This window comes from Staphylococcus sp. HMSC070D05, from assembly GCF_001815595.1.
Taxonomy (GTDB): domain Bacteria; phylum Bacillota; class Bacilli; order Staphylococcales; family Staphylococcaceae; genus Staphylococcus; species Staphylococcus hominis.
Genome location: NZ_KV821090.1, coordinates 59903 through 78687, shown reverse-complemented (window position 1 = coordinate 78687; position 18785 = coordinate 59903). Strand labels below are relative to the sequence as shown.

Here is an 18785-nt window from a genome sequence, read left to right as displayed (position 1 = left end):
TATTGTATCTATTTTAGACATTAACGCATTTATTTATTTTTTTCAAATTATATTTTTTAATACTCATTCTGAGGTTTTAAAGTAATTGATTGTCCTAGACGATTTAATTCCTGATCCATTTCAATTTCCGTACTAAAGACTTTAATCGTATCACTTCCAAATTTATAGATGATAAATTCATTATCTCTTTGCCCCACAATATAATTTTCATTATATCCCATCCTAACTATACCTGAAACTTCCATAAATTCTTTTTTATCTATAAATTTAAATACATTTTTCGTTTGACTAGCAGGAATATTTTGAAGTAAATTATTTTCTTCTATAGTATAACTTTTTCCATTAGTAGGCACTGGTGTCGATGTTTGATTACTTGGCGGAAGACTGAATTGGTTACTGTGATGTTGATTCATAGGATTCCAGTCCTGTTCTCTTAAAAATGGAGCATATTTTAATGCAAAATAAACAATACTAAGTATTGCAATAACTGCTACTATATTTTTAAAAATACCAAATACCATTCGCAATAAAATCCCTCCAATTTCAAACCGAAATTATTATAAATATAAAATAGATTTTATCCATCGGTCTAAAGAAGTAAATTAAGTAAATTCTTTAGACTGATTAACATTTTCTTAAAATATATTATAATAATTAATATCACTCGTAAAATAAATTTAGAGGAGTGTGAGAAATGAACATTCTTACAATTATTTTACTTATCTTGCTTGCAGTGATACTTTTTAAAGTAGGGTTTGCACTTTTAAGATTTTTAATCTCTGCTGCTTTTATTATTCTCGGACTGTATTTAGCCTATCAAGGTGTTCTTTGGATTTTAGAAAATTTTAATGTGCTTTCAGCTTATATCAAATAATGAAAAAGCTAGTTGCTTTTCAATGTAATTGATACAATCTACCTCTTTATTAATTAGTTTATGATTGTATTGTATGAAAAGTTAACTAGCTTTATTTACGATTGCTTTGAGACAAGTATTCATAAATTTTATATATTGTTGCTAATAGTACCCCAAATATCGTTCCAGTTACTATATCACTAATGAGTAAAATATATAATTGAGTATGCGTATGATTGACGAATACTGCAATAAAAGAAAAAATTGTAATACCAACAATCGATAATAACACAGTATTAAGCGTTTCTTTTAAACGAATTGTTTTTTGTTTAATATTCAATCTCATTATGTAAATAATAGGTATTAATACCCCTATGATTAAGAATAAAGTCATCATACACCTCTAAATATGTAATTAAGGCTTATTATACTAAAATTTTAACAATGAGACTATACATAATTTTTCATCTTTTAAACGACATATCCCTCCTCTACTAAACTAGTAAATTTTTGATCACCGATAACAATGTGGTCAAGTAATTCAATGCCTAGAATTTTTCCACATTCTTTAAGTCTAATTGTAGTAGCAATATCTTCTTTTGAAGGCGTCACATCTCCAGATGGATGATTATGAATCACAATTATTGCATTACATGAAGCTCTAATGGCAGCATTAAAGACTTCTCTTGGGTGTATCACTGAAGAGTTTAATGTTCCTATAAATATCGTTTCCTCTTTAATCACTATATTTTTAGTATTTAAAAATAAAGCAATTAAATGCTCTTGAGTTAAATCTTTCATTTTAGACATCATCATATCTGCGACATCTTTAGGAGATTTAATCTTTACTTTTTCAATCGAATTACGTTTATTTATTCTTTCTCCCAATTCGAAAGCGGCTTTTAATGTCACAGCTTTATGCAGTCCTATACCTTTTATTTTTAACAAATCATGTATTGAAAGTAACTTTAATTCTTTTAAATTATTTACTTTATTAATTATTTCATTCGCAATATCAATACTTGAAAACCCTTGTCGTCCAGTGTTAATTAAAATTGCTAATAATTCACTGTTAGACAAACTTTTTTCACCATATTGAATGAGTCTCTCTTTAGGAAGCTCACTTTTGGCCATATCTTTAATTTTCAAAAACATCACCTTTTCTTTATTAGTTACATCATATTGTTGGAAAAATTAATTAATAAAATATATGAGATTGAAATAAATGGAATAAGTGGGATTTTACGTATCTTAAAACGAAACATGATGATATAAAATATGAGACCAATTGCACAAGTTAATAATATTAGATGAAGCATAAATTCATAAGTATAAAATAAAGAAAGTATACTAAGTAATAAAATATCACCGTACCCGATACTTTTAGAATTTAATAGAAAAAATGTATGTAATAGAAAGAAAATAAATATAAATGAAATCAAATGTAATGAAGAAATATATATACCGACAAAGAAAAAAACGAGGATTAAGTTACTGTTGATTGTTAATGTTTGAATATCGGTTAGAGACATCGTTATCAACATTAAACAAGTTAATATAAAGAGAGAATAATTTATATGTATATCGATAAATATTAAATATGGGACAATAAGAAACGAGGATAATTCACCTATAATATAGGAGCGTTTTAAAGGCTTTGAACAGCATCTCGAGCGTCCTTTTAAGGATATGAAACTTAATAATGGTATAATATCAAACCACTTTAATGATGTATGACAATAATCACATTGTGATCGTCGCTTGAAATATTGAAGATTCACTTTCTCTATACTTGAAAATTGATATAAAAAACTAAATATGACACTACACGTAAATGCTAATAATACTATTATACTGATCACCTCATATCCTTCATTATAACTAAAATATGGTCTAAGTAAATAGAATAACGAGGATTAGATTAAATTCATTTCAATAAATATATATATCTTCTTTAAAGTATTTTAAATTCGATAAAATGAATAAAACCTTCATAAAAAATAATCAGCCCACTCTTAATCTATCAACGATATAACTAATAAAAAAGCTATGAAGAAGTTTAATTTACAACTTTCTTCATAGCCATATTTAAATATTTAACATACTATATATTATGAATCAAATTCAACTTTCGATTTCACTTCACTTATAAAATATAAACTACCTGTAATCAATAAGCCATTACCATCATAGTGATTTATAAAATCTACATAATCATCAATATATTCGATATTATCAGCATCCATACTCTCAAGTAATTCTTGTTTAGATAAGGCTTTATGAAAATCAAATTCAGTAAAATAAAATGTACCAGCTAAATTTTGTAATTTACTTAACATTTCATTTACAGGTTTACCTTTAATTGCTGAAAATAAGACATCCATTTTCTCAAGATCATAATAATTTTTGATTGTTGAAACTAATGCCTCAACACTTTCGTTATTATGTGCTCCGTCAATAATAATAAGAGGATTTTCTTTAACTTGCTCAATACGTCCTGTCCAACAAACACTTTCAATAGCATCAATCATTTTATTAAAATCTAATTCAATCATATTTTCTTCGTTCAACTCTATTAAAGCTGTAATAGCTAATGAAGCATTTTCTTTTTGATGATCACCTATCATATCTAAGATAATTGTTTCTAACTCATAATCTTTATATCTATAAGTAAATTCATCATCTTCAGATACAATAATGATTTCTCTATCTAGTTCAATTGGCTTTGCATTCTGATTTTCTGCTAAATCTCTAATGTATTTTAAAGCTTCTTCATTTTTCACTGCATAGATGACGGGTACATCAGGTTTTATGATAGCACCTTTATCTTTTGCAATATCTAAATACGTACTTCCTAAAATATCAGTATGATCTAATCCTATACTTGTCAAAATTGAAAGAATAGGAGTAAACACATTAGTTGAATCATTTTTAATTCCTAGTCCCGCTTCTACAATAACGAAATCTACAGGATGTATATCTCCAAAATATAAAAACATCATTGTTGTTATAATTTCAAATTCTGTTGCAGAACCGAGTTCGGTTTCTTGTTCTAACGCTTCACTTACTGGTTTAACTCGCTTTACTAATTCAACTATTTCGTCATTTGAAATCGGATAACCATTTAAACTAATTCGTTCATTAAACGTTTCAATAAAAGGAGAAGTAAATGTTCCAACTTCATATCCATTCTCAACTAATGCAGCTCTTAAATAAGCTACTGTAGAACCTTTACCATTTGTTCCACCCACATGAATACCGCGAATATTTAATTGAGGATTATTTAAGTGGTTAAGCATCCATTCCATTCTTTTAACACCAGGTTTAATACCAAACTTAGTGCGCTCATGTATCCAATATAAGCTATCTAGGTAATTCATTGACAATTCTCCTATGCTTTTAATTGTTCAATTCTGTTTTTAACACCATTATATTTTTCTTGATATTTTTGTTGTTTTTCACGCTCTTCATTTATAATCTTTTCAGGTGCTTTATTAACAAAATTCTCATTTGATAATTTTTTATCAACACGGTCTAACTCTTTTTGAAGTTTGTCTAACTCTTTCTCTAAACGTTCAATTTCTTTATCCATATCAATAAGTCCCTCTAACGGTAAAATTACTTTACCAGCAACTACTACCGCTGTCATCGCTTTTTCAGGAATATCTACGTTTGTATCAATGGTTAATTCACTTGGATTACAAAATCTATGAATATAATCAGCATTTTTTTCTAAGATTGTTTTAATTTCTTCATTTTTAGCTTGAATGAGAATAGGGATTGATTTAGAAAGTGGTGTATTTACTTCCACGCGTGATTGTCTCACAGATTTAATAATTTCAACTAATTGTTCCATTGTCTGTTTACTTTCATCAAACACAAACTCTTCTTTAACTGTCGGCCATGCTGCTTTTACAATTGTTTCTCCTTCATGCGGTAAACTTTGCCAAATTTTTTCAGTTACAAATGGCATAAATGGATGTAGCATTCTCATTATTTGATCGAGTGTATAACTTAGAACAGAACGTGTTGTTTGTTTTTGAGCTTCATCTTCACCATTCATTGGTATTTTACTCATTTCAATATACCAATCACAGAATTCATCCCAGATAAAGTTATATAGAGCACGTCCAACTTCACCAAATTCATATTTTTCACTCAGATTAGTAACGGTCTCTATTGTTTCATTTAGTCGTGTTAAAATCCATTTATCCGCTAAAGATAAATTACCAGATAAATCAATGTCTTCCACTTTAAAGTCTTCTCCAATATTCATCAAGCTAAAGCGAGCGCCATTCCAAATTTTATTAATAAAGTTCCATACAGATTCAACTTTTTCGGTAGAATAACGTAAGTCATTACCTGGAGAAGAACCTGTTGCTAAGAAGTAACGTAAACTATCTGCTCCATATTCTTCGATAACATCCATTGGATCTACACCATTACCAAGTGATTTACTCATTTTACGACCATCTTCAGCTCTTACTAAACCATGAAGAAGTACATCATTAAATGGTCGCTTACCAGTAAATTCTAATCCTTGGAAAATCATTCTTGCTACCCAGAAGAAGATAATATCATAACCGGTTACAAGAACATTCGTTGGATAGTAATGTTGATAATCTTTTGCTTCTTCATTAGGCCAACCTAAAGTTGAGAATGGCCATAACGCACTTGAGAACCATGTATCTAACACATCTTCATCTTGAGTCCAATTTTCGATATCAGCAGGTGCTTCTTCTCCAACATATACTTCACCTGTTTCATTATGATACCAAGCTGGAATTTGGTGACCCCACCATAATTGTCTAGAAATAGTCCAATCTCTAATTTCTTCCATCCAACGATTAAATGTATTTTCAAAGCGTGGTGGATAAAAATCAATTCGATTATCTGTTTTTTGATTATCTAGTGCTTGTTGCGCAAGGGGTTTCATTTTTACAAACCATTGTGTAGATAAATAAGGTTCTACTACTGCACCAGAACGTTCTGAATGACCTACAGAATGCATATGTTCTTCAATTTTAATCACTAAATCTTGAGCTTTTAAATCTTCTACTAATTTTTTACGACATTCGAAACGATCTAAACCAGCATACTGAGATGCATTGTCATTCATTTTTCCATTTTCATCCATTACGATAATATTTTCTAAATGATGTCTCTGACCAATTTCAAAATCATTAGGATCATGTGCAGGTGTAACTTTCATAGCACCACTACCAAATTCAATATCAACATATTCATCTGCTAAAATTGGTAATTCTCTACCAATAATTGGTAAAATCACTTTTTTTCCGATGACATCTTTATAACGATCATCATTTGGATTAACGACTATAGCAGTATCCCCTAGCATTGTTTCAGGACGAGTAGTGGCAATTTCAATATATCCATTACCATCAGCATAAGGATATTTAAAATGATAAAAATGACCTTGCACATCTTCGTGAATCACTTCTATATCTGACAATGCTGTACGTGCGACTGGATCCCAATTTATAATTCGCTCTCCACGATAAATAATTCCTTTATTATATAAATCAACAAATACTTTTCTAACCGCTTTACTTAAGCCGTCATCAAGAGTAAAACGTTCTCTACTATAATCAAGACCTAAGCCTAATTTAGCCCATTGTTTACGAATAAAAGATGCATACTCTTCTTTCCAAGACCAAGCATGTTCTAAAAATTTTTCACGTCCTATATCATGACGAGAAATACCTTGTTCTTTTAATTTAGCATCTACTTTAGCTTGTGTTGCAATACCCGCATGATCCATACCAGGTAAATAAAGCGTATCGTATCCTTGCATACGTTTCATTCGAGTAATAATATCTTGTAATGTCGTATCCCAAGCATGTCCTAAATGTAATTTACCAGTCACATTCGGTGGTGGAATAACAATTGTATATGCTTCTCTAGATTCATCTTCTAGAGGTTTAAAGTATTCATTTTTTACCCATTCTTCATAACGCCCCGCTTCAACTTCACGAGGATTATACTTTGATTCCATTTTCATTGAAATAACCTCCTAAAATAAAAAAGCATCCTTCCTAATATATAGGACGGATGCTCCGTGGTACCACCTAAATTCAAGACGATACCTCCATATCTTCTTGCACTTATTTATGATTAACGCTCATACACGCTTCTATCTACTATTATATGTGTATTCAATAAAAGAACTTGTGGGCTACCTTCAGTTTGATCATTATACATATTTACACCGTCCATATGCTCTCTTTGATAAGTATCAAACGTACTCTTCCCAAAAAATATATTTAATTACTAATTAATAGTATAATAGAAAACAATGATAAGTCAATCTTTTGGAGGAATATTTATGAACGCATGTGCCTTTGGAACTACAGACCCTATTTATTTAGATTATCATAATAAAGTATGGGGACAACCAGATTTTAATAGTCTGTCACTTTTCAAATTACTTGCACTTGAATCTCAACACGCTGGTTTATCTTGGTTAACTATATTAAAAAAGAAAAAGGCTTATGAAAAAGCATTTCATCAATTTGATCCTATAAAAATTTCTAAAATGACAGAGAAAGATATTAATGCTTTAATGACCTTTCCAAATATCGTACATAATAGAAAGAAATTAGAAGCCATAGTATCTCAAGCTAAGGGTTATTTACAAATTGAAAAAGAATATGGTAGCTTCAGTAAGTTTTTATGGTCATATGTTGATGGACATCCTATTGATTTGCACTATAAAACTCCTTCAGAACGTATCACTGTTGATGAAAGAGCAAAACAACTTTCAAAAGATTTAAAAGCTTATGGTTTTAAATTTTTAGGACCTGTGACTATATTCTCTTTTATGGAAGCGGCTGGTCTATATGATGCTCACTTAGAAGGATGTCCTTCAAAGCCTAATCATTAAATATTAAAAAGAGTAGAACAGATTATTTTGAATTCGTAGTTCTACTCCTTATTATTTATTATTACTTTTTTTTCGTTTTAAAAAGTAATTAATTATTGGTGCTACTAAAAATAATATAAAAAATATCCTAAATATGTGAAAACTTGATATCTTAGCAACATCTGCACCGGTAGCTATGGCAACTAGCACAATTTGACTCATACCTCCAGGAGCTCCACCTAAAAATAATTCATTTAATGAATTATGAGTAAACAAATGAACAATAAAAACCATCAAAAATGACCCTAAAATTAAACTTATATTTTGATACATAATTGCTATAGCAATGCGACCTTTTAAATCACCTAATAAATGTGCAATTTGTAAACCAATTCTAATCATATAAATCACTTGTGCAAAAGCAAGAATATAATTATCTAAAGTAAAAGTCAGATGAGTTGATAAATTCCAAACAATTAAAACGATAATTGGAGCTAGTAATTGTTTTGTTGGAAAATTTATTTTTGACATTAAGAAATAAACAACAACTATAGTAATCATAATTAAAGCAATTTGAGGCACAGTTAAAGCTCTTGTTAATGGTGTAGCTTTATGAATCATCTCTTCACTTGACGATGAATTGCTAAACAAAAAAGAAATCAGTGGTACAAGTACGACTACAAAAATAACTCTAGATGTTTGGGTTAAACTTACTACTAAGATATTCGCTTTTTTATCTTCTTCAGCCATAATTAACATTTGACTTAAAGCACCAGGTATTACACTCAAGATAGCAGTTTCAGTATTAACTCTTGCAATTTTTTTGAAAAAATAAGCAATCAATAATGATAACGTGATGAGTAAAACAGTCACCGTCACAATGGTTAACCAATCATTTTTGATATCGTTAATGACTTGTGATGTAAACGTAGATCCTATTTGTACTCCAAGTAATATTAAGCCAATTTGACTCATCCAAAAAGGCCATTTAATATTTAGTTTTAGTACTTTAACCACAAGAATTGAGGCAATAATGGGCCCAAACATAAAGGGTAAAAGCATATGAGATAATTTTAATATTAAACTCATGATCATCGCTATTATTAATAATATAATATTATTTAGCCAAATTCGCCTCAAAAATCATCACTTCTTTCTAGAGTAAAAGCATTTAAATTAAAAAAAGTGGAACGATGATATGATCTCATCTTTGTTCCACTTTTATTATATTAACTTTTAAATATTAAACAATTCTGCTTAATGCATTATCAAAAGCATGAATCGTTTTTTCAATATCTTCTTTGGTATGTGCGGTAGATAAGAATGTTCCTTCAAACTGAGAAGGTGGTAAAAATATGCCTTCTTTAGCCATTTCTCTATACATATTACTAAATAGCTCTAAATCACTTTGATTCGCTTCTTCAAAGTTGGTTACAGGTCCTTTATTTAAGAAATAACCAATCATAGAACCAGCTCTATTTACTGTAATAGGAACATTATGTTTAGCAAATACCTCTTTAAGTCCTTTTTCTAATATATCGCCTAATTCTTGGAAATACTCATATGATTCAGGCGTTAATTGATTTAGTGTTTCATAACCACTTGTCATTGCTAAAGGATTACCAGACAGAGTTCCCGCTTGATAAATATTACCTACTGGAGCAATTTTATCCATAATTTCTTTTTTGCCTCCAAAAGCACCTACAGGTAAACCACCGCCAATCACTTTTCCTAAGCATGTGATATCTGGTGTCACTCCAAAATAACCTTGAGCACAGTTATACCCTACTCGGAAACCTGTCATGACTTCATCAAAGATAAGTAAAGAACCATATTCTTTAGTGACTTCCCTTAATCCTTCTAAGAAACCTTTTTTAGGAGGAACAACCCCCATATTTCCTGCAACTGGTTCTACTATCACACCAGCAATATCATCTCCATAATTTTCAAATGCTACTTTAATCGCCTCTAAATCATTATAAGGTACTGTAATTGTGTTTTTAGCTGTGCCTTCAGGTACTCCTGGTGAATCTGGAAGACCTAAAGTTGCTACACCTGAACCTGCTTTGATAAGCAATGAATCGCTATGTCCGTGATAGCATCCTTCAAACTTAACAATTTTATTTCTACCAGTGTAACCTCTAGCAAGTCTTAATGCCGCTAAAGTAGCTTCAGTACCTGAAGAAACCATTCTTACTTTTTCAATTGAAGGCACTCTTTCAATAACAAGTTCAGCTAATTTGTTTTCTTCTAGTGTTGAAGCACCAAAACTAGTACCTTTATCTACAGCATCATGTAATTTACTAATGACTTGTTTATTTTTATGACCTAAAATTAATGGTCCCCAACTTAATACGTAATCAATGTATTCATTGCCATCTATATCATAAATTTTCGAACCTTCACCATGATCCATAAAAATTGCTGGTGTATCTACTGATTTAAATGCTCTTACAGGGCTATTGACACCACCAGGCATAAGTGTTTCAGCAATGTGCATTGCTTCTTGTGATTTTTCATAAGTCATTAACTCGTTCCTCCTTAACCATTATTTATCTAAGTAACGGCAAATATCTTTCGCGAAATAAGTAATAATCATATCTGCGCCTGCACGTTTCATTGATACCATTTGTTCCATAACCACACGTTCTTCATCTATCCAACCATTTTGAGACGCTGCTTTAGTCATAGCATATTCACCACTAACATTATAAGCAATAACAGGAATATTAGTGTTATTTTTTACATCTCTAACAATATCTAAATAACTTAAAGCTGGTTTAACAATCATCATGTCCGCGCCTTCTTTTAAGTCACTTTCTAATTCTCTTAGTGCTTCTAAACGATTAGCTGGATCCATTTGATACGTTTTTCTATCTCCAAATGAAGGAGTTGAATCTGCAGCATCTCTAAATGGTCCAAAGAAACTAGAAGCATACTTAATGCCATAGCTCATAATTGGAATATTATAGTACCCAGCTTCATCTAAACCTTGTCGAATTTCGGTAACAAAACCATCCATCATATTACTTGGAGCAATAATGTCAGCGCCAGCTTCGACTTGGGAAATTGCTGTTTTAACTAATAATGGTAAAGATTTGTCGTTATCAACATCATGCGTATGATCATCAATGATACCGCAATGACCATGATCCGTATATTCACATAAACAAGTATCAGCAACGATTAATAAATCTTTATGAAGTTTTTTTGCTCTACGTGTTGCTTCTTGAACGATGCCATTATGATCGTATGCGCCAGAACCCACATCATCTTTTTCATTAGGTACGCCAAAGAACATAATCGCTCTAATACCTAACTCATACGCTTCATTAATTTCATCATCTAATAGATTTAAACTTATTTGATATACACCAGGTAACGATTTAATTTCGCTTCTAACATTATCTTTTTCTACTACAAAGATTGGATAAATTAAATCTTCTTTTCTAACATGATTTTCTCTTACTAAACTTCTCATTGTAGCTGAAGAGCGTAATCTTCTATGTCTATCGAATTTCATTATTTATTCCTACTTTCTAAAAATGTGTTTATTAATGCTTCAGAAGTTTGTTTATCTGCAATATAAGGTTCATAACCATAGGCTCTAATGCTATTTGCAGTTTGTTGACCTATAGCATAGTAATTTTTAAAATGCTTAGGAAAAGCCTCACTAAAATAATAACGCACTGCAGATGAACTTGAAAATGTTAATGCTTCAACTTGATTGTGTCGAATTAGATTGATAACTTCAATAATATTCTCTCTATCTGCTATAGGCGTATACAAGTCAATTTTCACAACATTATTATGTTCAGCGAGTGTTTGTTGCAATTTTGACCTTGCCTGTGCACTACTCGGAATTAAAATAGATGATTTTTCTAGATTTAATCCTTCTAACAAACCTTCTTGAGAATAATCATTTGGTATAAAATCTACATTTATACCTAACTGTTTACATAACTGTGCAGTTTTAGCGCCTACTGCTGCAATATGTTTTACATTCACGTACTCTAAATATTTATAAAATAAATGTACGGCATTCTTTGAAGAAAAAATAAGCCAGTCATAATTATCATGCAAGAGTTGAGTATCAAATTCAAGTGATTGAATTTTGATAAATGGCTTATGAATGACTTCTACCATATCACTCTGTACTTTACTCGTTTGCGTCATAACTATCACTGGTTTCATCTAACTATAACACCTCTACTAAGATTTAGTATTAATGCGATGCTTCTTCGTTTAATTTTCTTATAATTTCATACGCACCTTGTTCTTTAAGTATCTCACTTACTCTGTTCCCTATTTTTACAGGGTCAGTCCCTACTTCAGTATGTTCATAACGTTTCTTACCATCTGGTGTCATGATTAAACCTGTAAACTCAATTTCATTATTATTGTTATAATTCGCGTATCCACCAATTGGAACTTGGCAACTTCCATCCATTGCAGCTAAAAATGTTCGTTCGGCCGTTACACAATTTGCTACTTCATTATTGTGAACTTTTTGCAATAACTCGAGAAGTTCAATATCGTTACTACGGCACTCAATGCCAAGAGCGCCTTGACCGATTGCAGGTAGTAATGTGTCTTTATCTAAATAAGCTGTTACTACGTCATCAGACCAACCCATACGTTTGAGTCCAGCTGCTGCTAAAATAATTGCATCATAATCTTCAGTTTCTAATTTATTTAAACGTGTATCAATATTACCACGAATCCATTTAATTTTCAGATGAGGATATTTAGATAATATTTGTGCGCCTCTTCTTAATGAACTTGTACCAACTATACTATTCTTAGGAAGTTCTTCTAATGGTACATGATTTTTAGCAATATAGGCATCAAATGGTATTTCTCTATCAGGAATACAACCTAATGTTAAACCTTCTGGAATAATACTAGGAACATCTTTTAATGAGTGTATTGCCATATCGATGTCGTTGTTAAATAGTTCATTTTGAATCTCTTTAACAAATAGGCCTTTTCCTCCAACCTTAGATAGTTGTTGATTCACAATTCGATCTCCCTTTGTGACAATCTCTTTAATTTCAATTTCTAAAGATGGATCAATAGCTTTTAATTTATCAATGAATTGTTTACTTTGTGTTAAAGCAAGTTTACTTCTACGTGAACCCACAACTAATTTACGCATAAATAAGGCCTCCTACATAAGTTTTCTTTTAATTAAAATGAGTAGTGAAGAATAAATTCACCATACACAGGCAAAATATCATAATATTAAAATAAATTAAATTAATTGAGATAATTTTCTTTTTTAAATACATAACAATATATCCTGTATAAAGAAGAGTAATAATGACAGACAACATAACCTTCGGATCTTTAAATATTGACACACCAACCGCATAGATTCCCCATTGAGCAATTAAAATTATACTCAATATTAATATCACTAAACCACCCAAAGTTGAAAAAAATATAATTTTCTCAAGCGTTGCTACACTGCCAATTCTAAAATATTTCTGATTAAAGTTTTTTTCTTTAAGGTTTTTATATTGAATGATGTATAGCAATGCATTTACAAATGCAAGTGCAAAAAAAGCATAACTCAATACTGCAAGCCCTACATGTACAAGTAATAATTCATTTATAACTTGTACTCTTTGTATACTGTTTGTATAGTGTTCAGGTCTAAATGTATTCATCGTTAATAAGACAAATCCAATTACATTCAAAAAAAACACGGAAAAACTTAGAACTTTAATAATATTTAAAACTAAAGAAATAGAAATAATAATCCATGACAAGAAGAAAAAAACATCAAATATGGAATTAAGCAATACATCACTATGCGAAGTAATATACATAGACAAAGAGATTGTTTGTAAAAACCAAACAATCCCTAAGGCATAAATTCCAAGTACTCTAATCTTATGACTTTTTCGAACAAAGTCAATAAAATAACAAAGAATGCTAATTAAATATACAATTAATATAATTTCATGAAATCTAATAAATAGCGTTTCTTGCATATTATCACCATTTTAATATGCTTATTCAAAACTAAAGATATGTCGTATTGAAAGTTCCTTTTCTTTTTTACATTCTTTCACTGCTTTATAAGGATCTTCGGCTTCAATATCAAATATATTTTGAAATAGCTCTAATTTTTCATTACTCTTTTTATCGTTACTCAATTCCTTAGCTTGTTTAATTGGATCTTTCAACATTTGATTAATAATACTTTTAGTATGCTTAGAAATGACTGTTCGCTCTCGTTCAGATAGATTTGGTAATTTTCTATCAATACTATCCATTGTTTCAGCTTGAATAGTCATTGCTTTTTCACGTAAAGCTCTTATTACAGGAACTACACCCAACATATTTACCCAATCATTATGTGCTTTAATTTCAGCAGGAATTTCATTAGAAATAGCTTCAGCCGCCATTTGTCGTTCTTTTAAGTTAGCATCAACTAAACCTTTTAAATCATCTACATCATAATTAAATACGTCATCACTTAAATTATGACATGGTTCAATATCTCGTGGTACTGCAATGTCTAATAATAATAATTTAGATTTTCTATATGATAATGCCTGATTAATCATACTTTTAGTAATCATATAATCTGGTGAATTCGTAGAACTAATAACAATATCAGTTGAAGTTAATAAACTAGGTAAAGATTCTAGCTTATCATAACTGACTTGATGTTTTTCAGCTAAAATTCTAGCTTTACTTTCTGTTCGATTTACAATTGTAATATCATTAATGCCTGAGCCAAGTAAATTTAATAACGACAATTCACTCATTTCGCCTGCACCAATAATAACAGCATGTTTATTTTTTAATCTACCTAATACTTTTTTTGATAATTCCACAGCAGCATATGAAACACTTACAGCATTATCTGCGATATCTGTTTCATTATGCGCTTTTTTAGCAAAAGTAATTGCTTGTTTAAATAGATGGTTAAAGATAGTTCCAGTTGTTTTTAAATCTTGCGCTAAGAAAAATGCATCACGCATTTGCCCTAAAATTTGTGTTTCTCCTAACACAATTGAATCTAACCCTGAAGTTACACGCAATAGATGTTCTACTGCTTCGTCCCCTACTTTCACTTCAGCCATTGCTTTAATATCATCTACTTCAAATCCAAATGAACGAGCTAAAAATCGTTGAATATAATATCGTCCTGTATGAATTTGATCCACTACAGCATATACCTCTGTACGATTACATGTCGATAATATTACATTTTCTAAAATTGCTTTAGTTTCGAATAAATCTTCATTGGCTAATCGTAAGGCATCATCTCTAAAAGCAACTTGCTCTCTTAAAGCTACATCAGCAGTACGATGATTTATGCTAATAGCAATAAAATGCATTTATAACGCCCTCCATATACTAACAATACCGATAGTATAACACATTTTATAATGAATTTAAGTTTGATGCTCAAATAAATTAGAAACATTCTAATGTGAAGTCAAAATTTCGTCACTTAATTACAAAATATTTCTTTTAATTTATATAGTTAGAAATCATATCCCAAATATATTGCTGTTTAGAGTTTTGAATAGAAGAGTAACTTATAATTGTATCGTTTGGATCTAAATCTAATTTTTGTTTTATATTTTTTATATGTTTCTGAACTTTACCTTTCGCAATTTTATCTTCCTTAGTACAAATGACTAGTGTTGGCAAATCGAAATGTTTCAAATAATTATACATTAATACATCATCTTCGGTAGGATTATGTCGTAAATCTACAAGTTGAATGACTAAACCTAAATTTTCTCGTTTAGTTAAATACTCTTCTATCATTTTCCCAAATTTTTCACGCTGTGATTTACTTACTTTTGCATATCCATATCCAGGAACATCAACAAAAATAAGTTGTTCATCAATATTATAGAAGTTTAGAGTTTGCGTTTTTCCAGGCTGCTGTGAAGTACGAGCCATATTTTTTCTACCAATCATACTATTAATAAAAGAAGACTTACCCACATTAGAACGTCCACTTAAAGCGATTTCAGTTAAATTGGTTTCAGGATATTGTTCTTCTTTCACTGCACTAATCATTATTTCTATATTATTTGGGTTAATATTCATATTCAAACACCTCTTCATTGTTATAGCTGCTTTATTATAATATAAATGTTTAAAAATCTAAATTTTTTTTTAAAATGATATGTATAAAAATAAGGAAGCAGTTTCGAACTCAAATGAATTCTATCACCACTTCCTTATTATATGGTTGATCATTAAGCTGAAGTTTTAGTACCGTTCAATAAATTCCCCTCTGAATCATACATTTCAGGCTCGATTTCCTCATTAATTGTTTGAGCAGTTACTACCACTTTAGCAACATCAGTTGTTGAAGGTACATCATACATAATATCAATTAAAGATTCTTCTATAATTGATCGTAATCCACGCGCTCCAGTTTTTCGTTCAATTGCTTTTTCACTGACTGCTGCCAAAGCTTCTTCAGTAAATTCTAATTCAACATTATCAAGAGCTAACATTTTTGTATATTGCTTAACTAACGCGTTTTTAGGTTGCGTTAAAATATTTTTAAGTGCTTCAACATCTAGTGTTTCTAAATTAGCAACAATTGGTACACGTCCAATAAATTCTGGAATTAAACCATATGCTTGTAAATCTTCAGGACGAATTTGTGCTAATAAAGCTTCTTCATTGTACTTATCTGCTTCGTTGCTAGCAAAACCAATGACTTTTTCACCTAAACGGCGTTTAATCACTTCATCAATACCATCAAACGCACCACCTAATATAAATAAAATATTAGTTGTGTCAATTTGAATCAATTCTTGGTTAGGATGTTTACGTCCACCTTGAGGTGGTACACTTGCTGTTGTACCTTCTAAAATTTTAAGTAATGCTTGTTGCACACCTTCACCAGAAACATCACGCGTAATTGAAGTATTTTCAGATTTTCTAGCAATTTTATCAATTTCGTCTACATAAATAATTCCTTTTTCTGCTTTATCAATATCAAAATCAGCAGCTTGAATTAAACGTAGTAAAATATTTTCAACATCATCACCAACATAACCTGCTTCAGTTAAACTTGTTGCATCTGCAATAGCAAATGGTACATTCAATGTTTTAGCAAGTGTTTGTGCAAGTAAAGTTTTACCACTACCCGTTGGTCCAATTAAAGCGATATTACTTTTTTGTAACTCAACATCATCTTCATTTGGACCTAATTGTTGAATACGTTTGTAATGATTGTAAACTGCCACTGCTAAAGATTTTTTAGCTTTTTCTTGGCCAATAACATATTCATTTAAATGATCCATAATTTCTTTAGGCGTCGGTAATTCAGTAAATTCTTCTGAAGTAGCTTGAGCTAATTCTTCTTCAACAATTTCAGAACATAGTTCGATACATTCATTGCAAATGTATACACCACTGCCTGCTACTAATTTTTTAACTTGATCTTGGTCCTTACCACAGAAAGAACATTTTAAATTTTCTTCATCTTCATTAAATTTAAACATTCATTTACACCTCTATCCTTAAACGACTATACTAGATAGCATTCTACAATGCAAATTAATAGTTAACAACTAAAATGCTTAAAACATATAGTAGCAGATACATATAATGATGCACCTGCTACTTATTTTTAAACTTTATATCAATTTAAAAGTTTATTATTTGTCTTCTTTTTTATCGTCTTTAGCTGAATCAACATATTTAGCGTTGTCTCTTAATAAGTCAATCACTTTTTGAATACGTACATCATTTTTAATGATATCAGTATTACCAAGAGTTTGTTTAATATCTTCTACTGAGATATTAAATTGACTGCTCATTTTTTCTAATTCTTTATCAATATCTTCATCTGTGACTTCGATATTTTCTTCATCTGCAATTGCCGATAATGTTAAATTTGTTTTAACACGTTGCTCTGCATCATCTTTCATTTGTTCTCTTAATTGAGATTCATCTTGACCAGAAATTTGGAAGTAAGTTTGTAAGTCTAAACCTTGTTGTTGGATTCTTTGACCAAATTCTTGAACCATACGATCTAATTCAGTGTCAACCATAGCTTGTGGAATATCAATTGTTGTATTTTCAGTTGCCTTATTAATTGCTTCTTCTTTTTCCGCATTTTCAGCATCTTGTGCTTTTTGTTCTGATAAACGTTTGCGTAAGTTTTCTTTATACTCATCTACTGAATTAGCATCTGAATCTAATTCATTTGCAATTTCATCAGTTAATTCAGGTACTTCTTTGTATTTAATTTCATTTACTTTAGTTTTGAATGTAGCTTCTTTACCAGCTAATTCTTCAGCGTGATATTCTTCTGGGAATGTTACAACAACTTCTTTTTCTTCTCCAGTTTTAACACCTACTAATTGATCTTCAAATCCTGGAATAAATGAACCTGAACCGATTTCTAAATCATAACCATCAGCTTGGCCACCTTCAAATTGTTCGCCATCTACATAACCATCAAAGTCAATATTTACAGTGTCTCCTTCTTCAACTGCACCATCTTCTTTAACAACCATATCAGCTAAATGACCTAAACTATGATCAATTGCATCTTGTAAATCTTTATCAGTTAATTCAGAATCTTGTTTTTCAACTTCAAGACCTTTATAATCTCCTAATTTAACTTCAGGTTCAACAGTCACTGTTGCTTCAAATTCAAAATCTTTACCTTTTTCAATTTGGGTTACATTAATTTCAGGTTGAGCTACTGGATTGATTTTAGTTTCTTCAATTGCTTCACCATAAGCTTCAGGTAAAAGAATATCTACTGCATCTTGATATAATGCTTCAACGCCAAAGCGTTGTTCGAAAATTGGACGAGGCACTTTACCTTTACGGAAACCAGGCACGTTAATTTGTTTAACCACTTTTTTAAATGCTTGATCTAATGCTTTATTTACTTTTTCTGCTGGAACAGTAACTTTTAATAAACCTTCGTTACCTTCTTTTTTTTCCCAAGTTGCTGTCATGTATAAATACCTCCATGCTTACATTTTTAATTTTTTCAACTTCCCTATTATATCATAGGTCCAATATGGACACAAA

General features: G+C 30.4%; 18 protein-coding genes and 1 other annotated feature. Of the genes, 2 read left to right on the top strand and 16 right to left on the bottom strand.

Annotated elements, in window-relative coordinates:
• Window positions 1–56: 56 nt before the first annotated feature.
• On the bottom strand, window positions 57–521 hold the full coding sequence (locus HMPREF3046_RS00720; protein ID WP_371093786.1) for a DUF4930 family protein: 465 nt from the start codon (window positions 519–521) through the stop codon (window positions 57–59).
• Window positions 522–694: 173 nt separating this feature from the next.
• Between HMPREF3046_RS00720 and HMPREF3046_RS00715 the strand changes: the two genes are divergently transcribed.
• Entirely contained in the window at window positions 695–874 is a 180-nt protein-coding gene (locus tag HMPREF3046_RS00715) for a hypothetical protein (RefSeq protein WP_070715613.1), read from the top strand.
• Between the two features lie 91 nt (window positions 875–965).
• On the opposite strand, the gene HMPREF3046_RS00710 is transcribed toward HMPREF3046_RS00715, so the two are convergent.
• The 5 genes from HMPREF3046_RS00710 to HMPREF3046_RS00695 all read right to left on the bottom strand — a co-directional run bounded on the left by HMPREF3046_RS00710 (window position 966) and on the right by HMPREF3046_RS00695 (window position 6875).
• A complete protein-coding gene (locus HMPREF3046_RS00710; RefSeq protein ID WP_242290604.1) occupies window positions 966–1199 on the bottom strand; it encodes a hypothetical protein in 234 nt (77 codons plus the stop codon).
• 125 nt (window positions 1200–1324) lie between these two features.
• On the bottom strand, window positions 1325–2002 hold the full coding sequence (radC, locus tag HMPREF3046_RS00705; protein ID WP_070715611.1) for a RadC family protein: 678 nt from the start codon (window positions 2000–2002) through the stop codon (window positions 1325–1327).
• Between the two features lie 23 nt (window positions 2003–2025).
• Window positions 2026–2715, bottom strand: coding sequence for a prepilin peptidase (locus tag HMPREF3046_RS10925; RefSeq protein ID WP_083316350.1), 690 nt, complete (start codon window positions 2713–2715; stop codon window positions 2026–2028).
• A gap of 249 nt (window positions 2716–2964) precedes the next feature.
• On the bottom strand, window positions 2965–4233 hold the full coding sequence (locus tag HMPREF3046_RS00700) for a bifunctional folylpolyglutamate synthase/dihydrofolate synthase (protein WP_070715609.1): 1269 nt from the start codon (window positions 4231–4233) through the stop codon (window positions 2965–2967).
• Between the two features lie 11 nt (window positions 4234–4244).
• Entirely contained in the window at window positions 4245–6875 is a 2631-nt protein-coding gene (locus HMPREF3046_RS00695) for a valine--tRNA ligase (RefSeq protein ID WP_070715608.1), read from the bottom strand.
• A 39-nt stretch (window positions 6876–6914) separates the two neighbouring features.
• Window positions 6915–7141, bottom strand: a binding site (T-box leader).
• Between the two features lie 58 nt (window positions 7142–7199).
• Here HMPREF3046_RS00695 and HMPREF3046_RS00690 point away from each other — a divergent pair.
• The gene (locus HMPREF3046_RS00690; protein WP_070715606.1) at window positions 7200–7757 is read left to right on the top strand and encodes a DNA-3-methyladenine glycosylase I; all 558 of its coding nucleotides are present in this window, start codon (window positions 7200–7202) and stop codon (window positions 7755–7757) included.
• Window positions 7758–7808: 51 nt separating this feature from the next.
• Here HMPREF3046_RS00690 and HMPREF3046_RS00685 read toward each other — a convergent pair whose 3' ends face one another.
• The 10 genes from HMPREF3046_RS00685 to tig form a co-directional block, all read right to left on the bottom strand.
• The gene (locus tag HMPREF3046_RS00685; RefSeq protein ID WP_070715605.1) at window positions 7809–8876 is read right to left on the bottom strand and encodes an AbrB family transcriptional regulator; all 1068 of its coding nucleotides are present in this window, start codon (window positions 8874–8876) and stop codon (window positions 7809–7811) included.
• Between the two features lie 103 nt (window positions 8877–8979).
• Window positions 8980–10263, bottom strand: a complete 1284-nt coding sequence (gene hemL, locus HMPREF3046_RS00680; protein WP_064207065.1) for a glutamate-1-semialdehyde 2,1-aminomutase — start codon at window positions 10261–10263, stop codon at window positions 8980–8982.
• 21 nt (window positions 10264–10284) lie between these two features.
• Window positions 10285–11259 (bottom strand): porphobilinogen synthase, encoded by a 975-nt coding sequence (gene hemB, locus HMPREF3046_RS00675; RefSeq protein WP_070715603.1) that lies wholly within the window; start codon window positions 11257–11259, stop codon window positions 10285–10287.
• On the bottom strand, window positions 11259–11930 hold the full coding sequence (locus HMPREF3046_RS00670) for a uroporphyrinogen-III synthase (protein ID WP_070715602.1): 672 nt from the start codon (window positions 11928–11930) through the stop codon (window positions 11259–11261). The genes hemB and HMPREF3046_RS00670 overlap by 1 nt, the downstream gene beginning before the upstream one ends.
• Window positions 11931–11961: 31 nt before the next feature.
• Window positions 11962–12894: a hydroxymethylbilane synthase gene (hemC, locus tag HMPREF3046_RS00665; protein WP_070715600.1), complete on the bottom strand. Its 933-nt coding sequence runs from the start codon at window positions 12892–12894 to the stop codon at window positions 11962–11964.
• Window positions 12895–12922: 28 nt separating this feature from the next.
• A complete protein-coding gene (gene ccsA, locus HMPREF3046_RS00660; RefSeq protein WP_070715599.1) occupies window positions 12923–13735 on the bottom strand; it encodes a cytochrome c biogenesis protein CcsA in 813 nt (270 codons plus the stop codon).
• A gap of 21 nt (window positions 13736–13756) precedes the next feature.
• Window positions 13757–15094 carry a glutamyl-tRNA reductase gene (gene hemA, locus HMPREF3046_RS00655; protein WP_070715597.1) on the bottom strand — a complete coding sequence of 446 codons (1338 nt, stop codon included), beginning with the start codon at window positions 15092–15094 and terminating at the stop codon, window positions 13757–13759.
• A 136-nt stretch (window positions 15095–15230) separates the two neighbouring features.
• Entirely contained in the window at window positions 15231–15821 is a 591-nt protein-coding gene (gene yihA / locus HMPREF3046_RS00650) for a ribosome biogenesis GTP-binding protein YihA/YsxC (RefSeq protein WP_070715595.1), read from the bottom strand.
• 152 nt (window positions 15822–15973) lie between these two features.
• A complete protein-coding gene (gene clpX, locus HMPREF3046_RS00645; protein WP_070715593.1) occupies window positions 15974–17236 on the bottom strand; it encodes an ATP-dependent Clp protease ATP-binding subunit ClpX in 1263 nt (420 codons plus the stop codon).
• A gap of 156 nt (window positions 17237–17392) precedes the next feature.
• A complete protein-coding gene (tig, locus tag HMPREF3046_RS00640) occupies window positions 17393–18709 on the bottom strand; it encodes a trigger factor (RefSeq protein ID WP_070715592.1) in 1317 nt (438 codons plus the stop codon).
• Window positions 18710–18785: the final 76 nt, after the last annotated feature.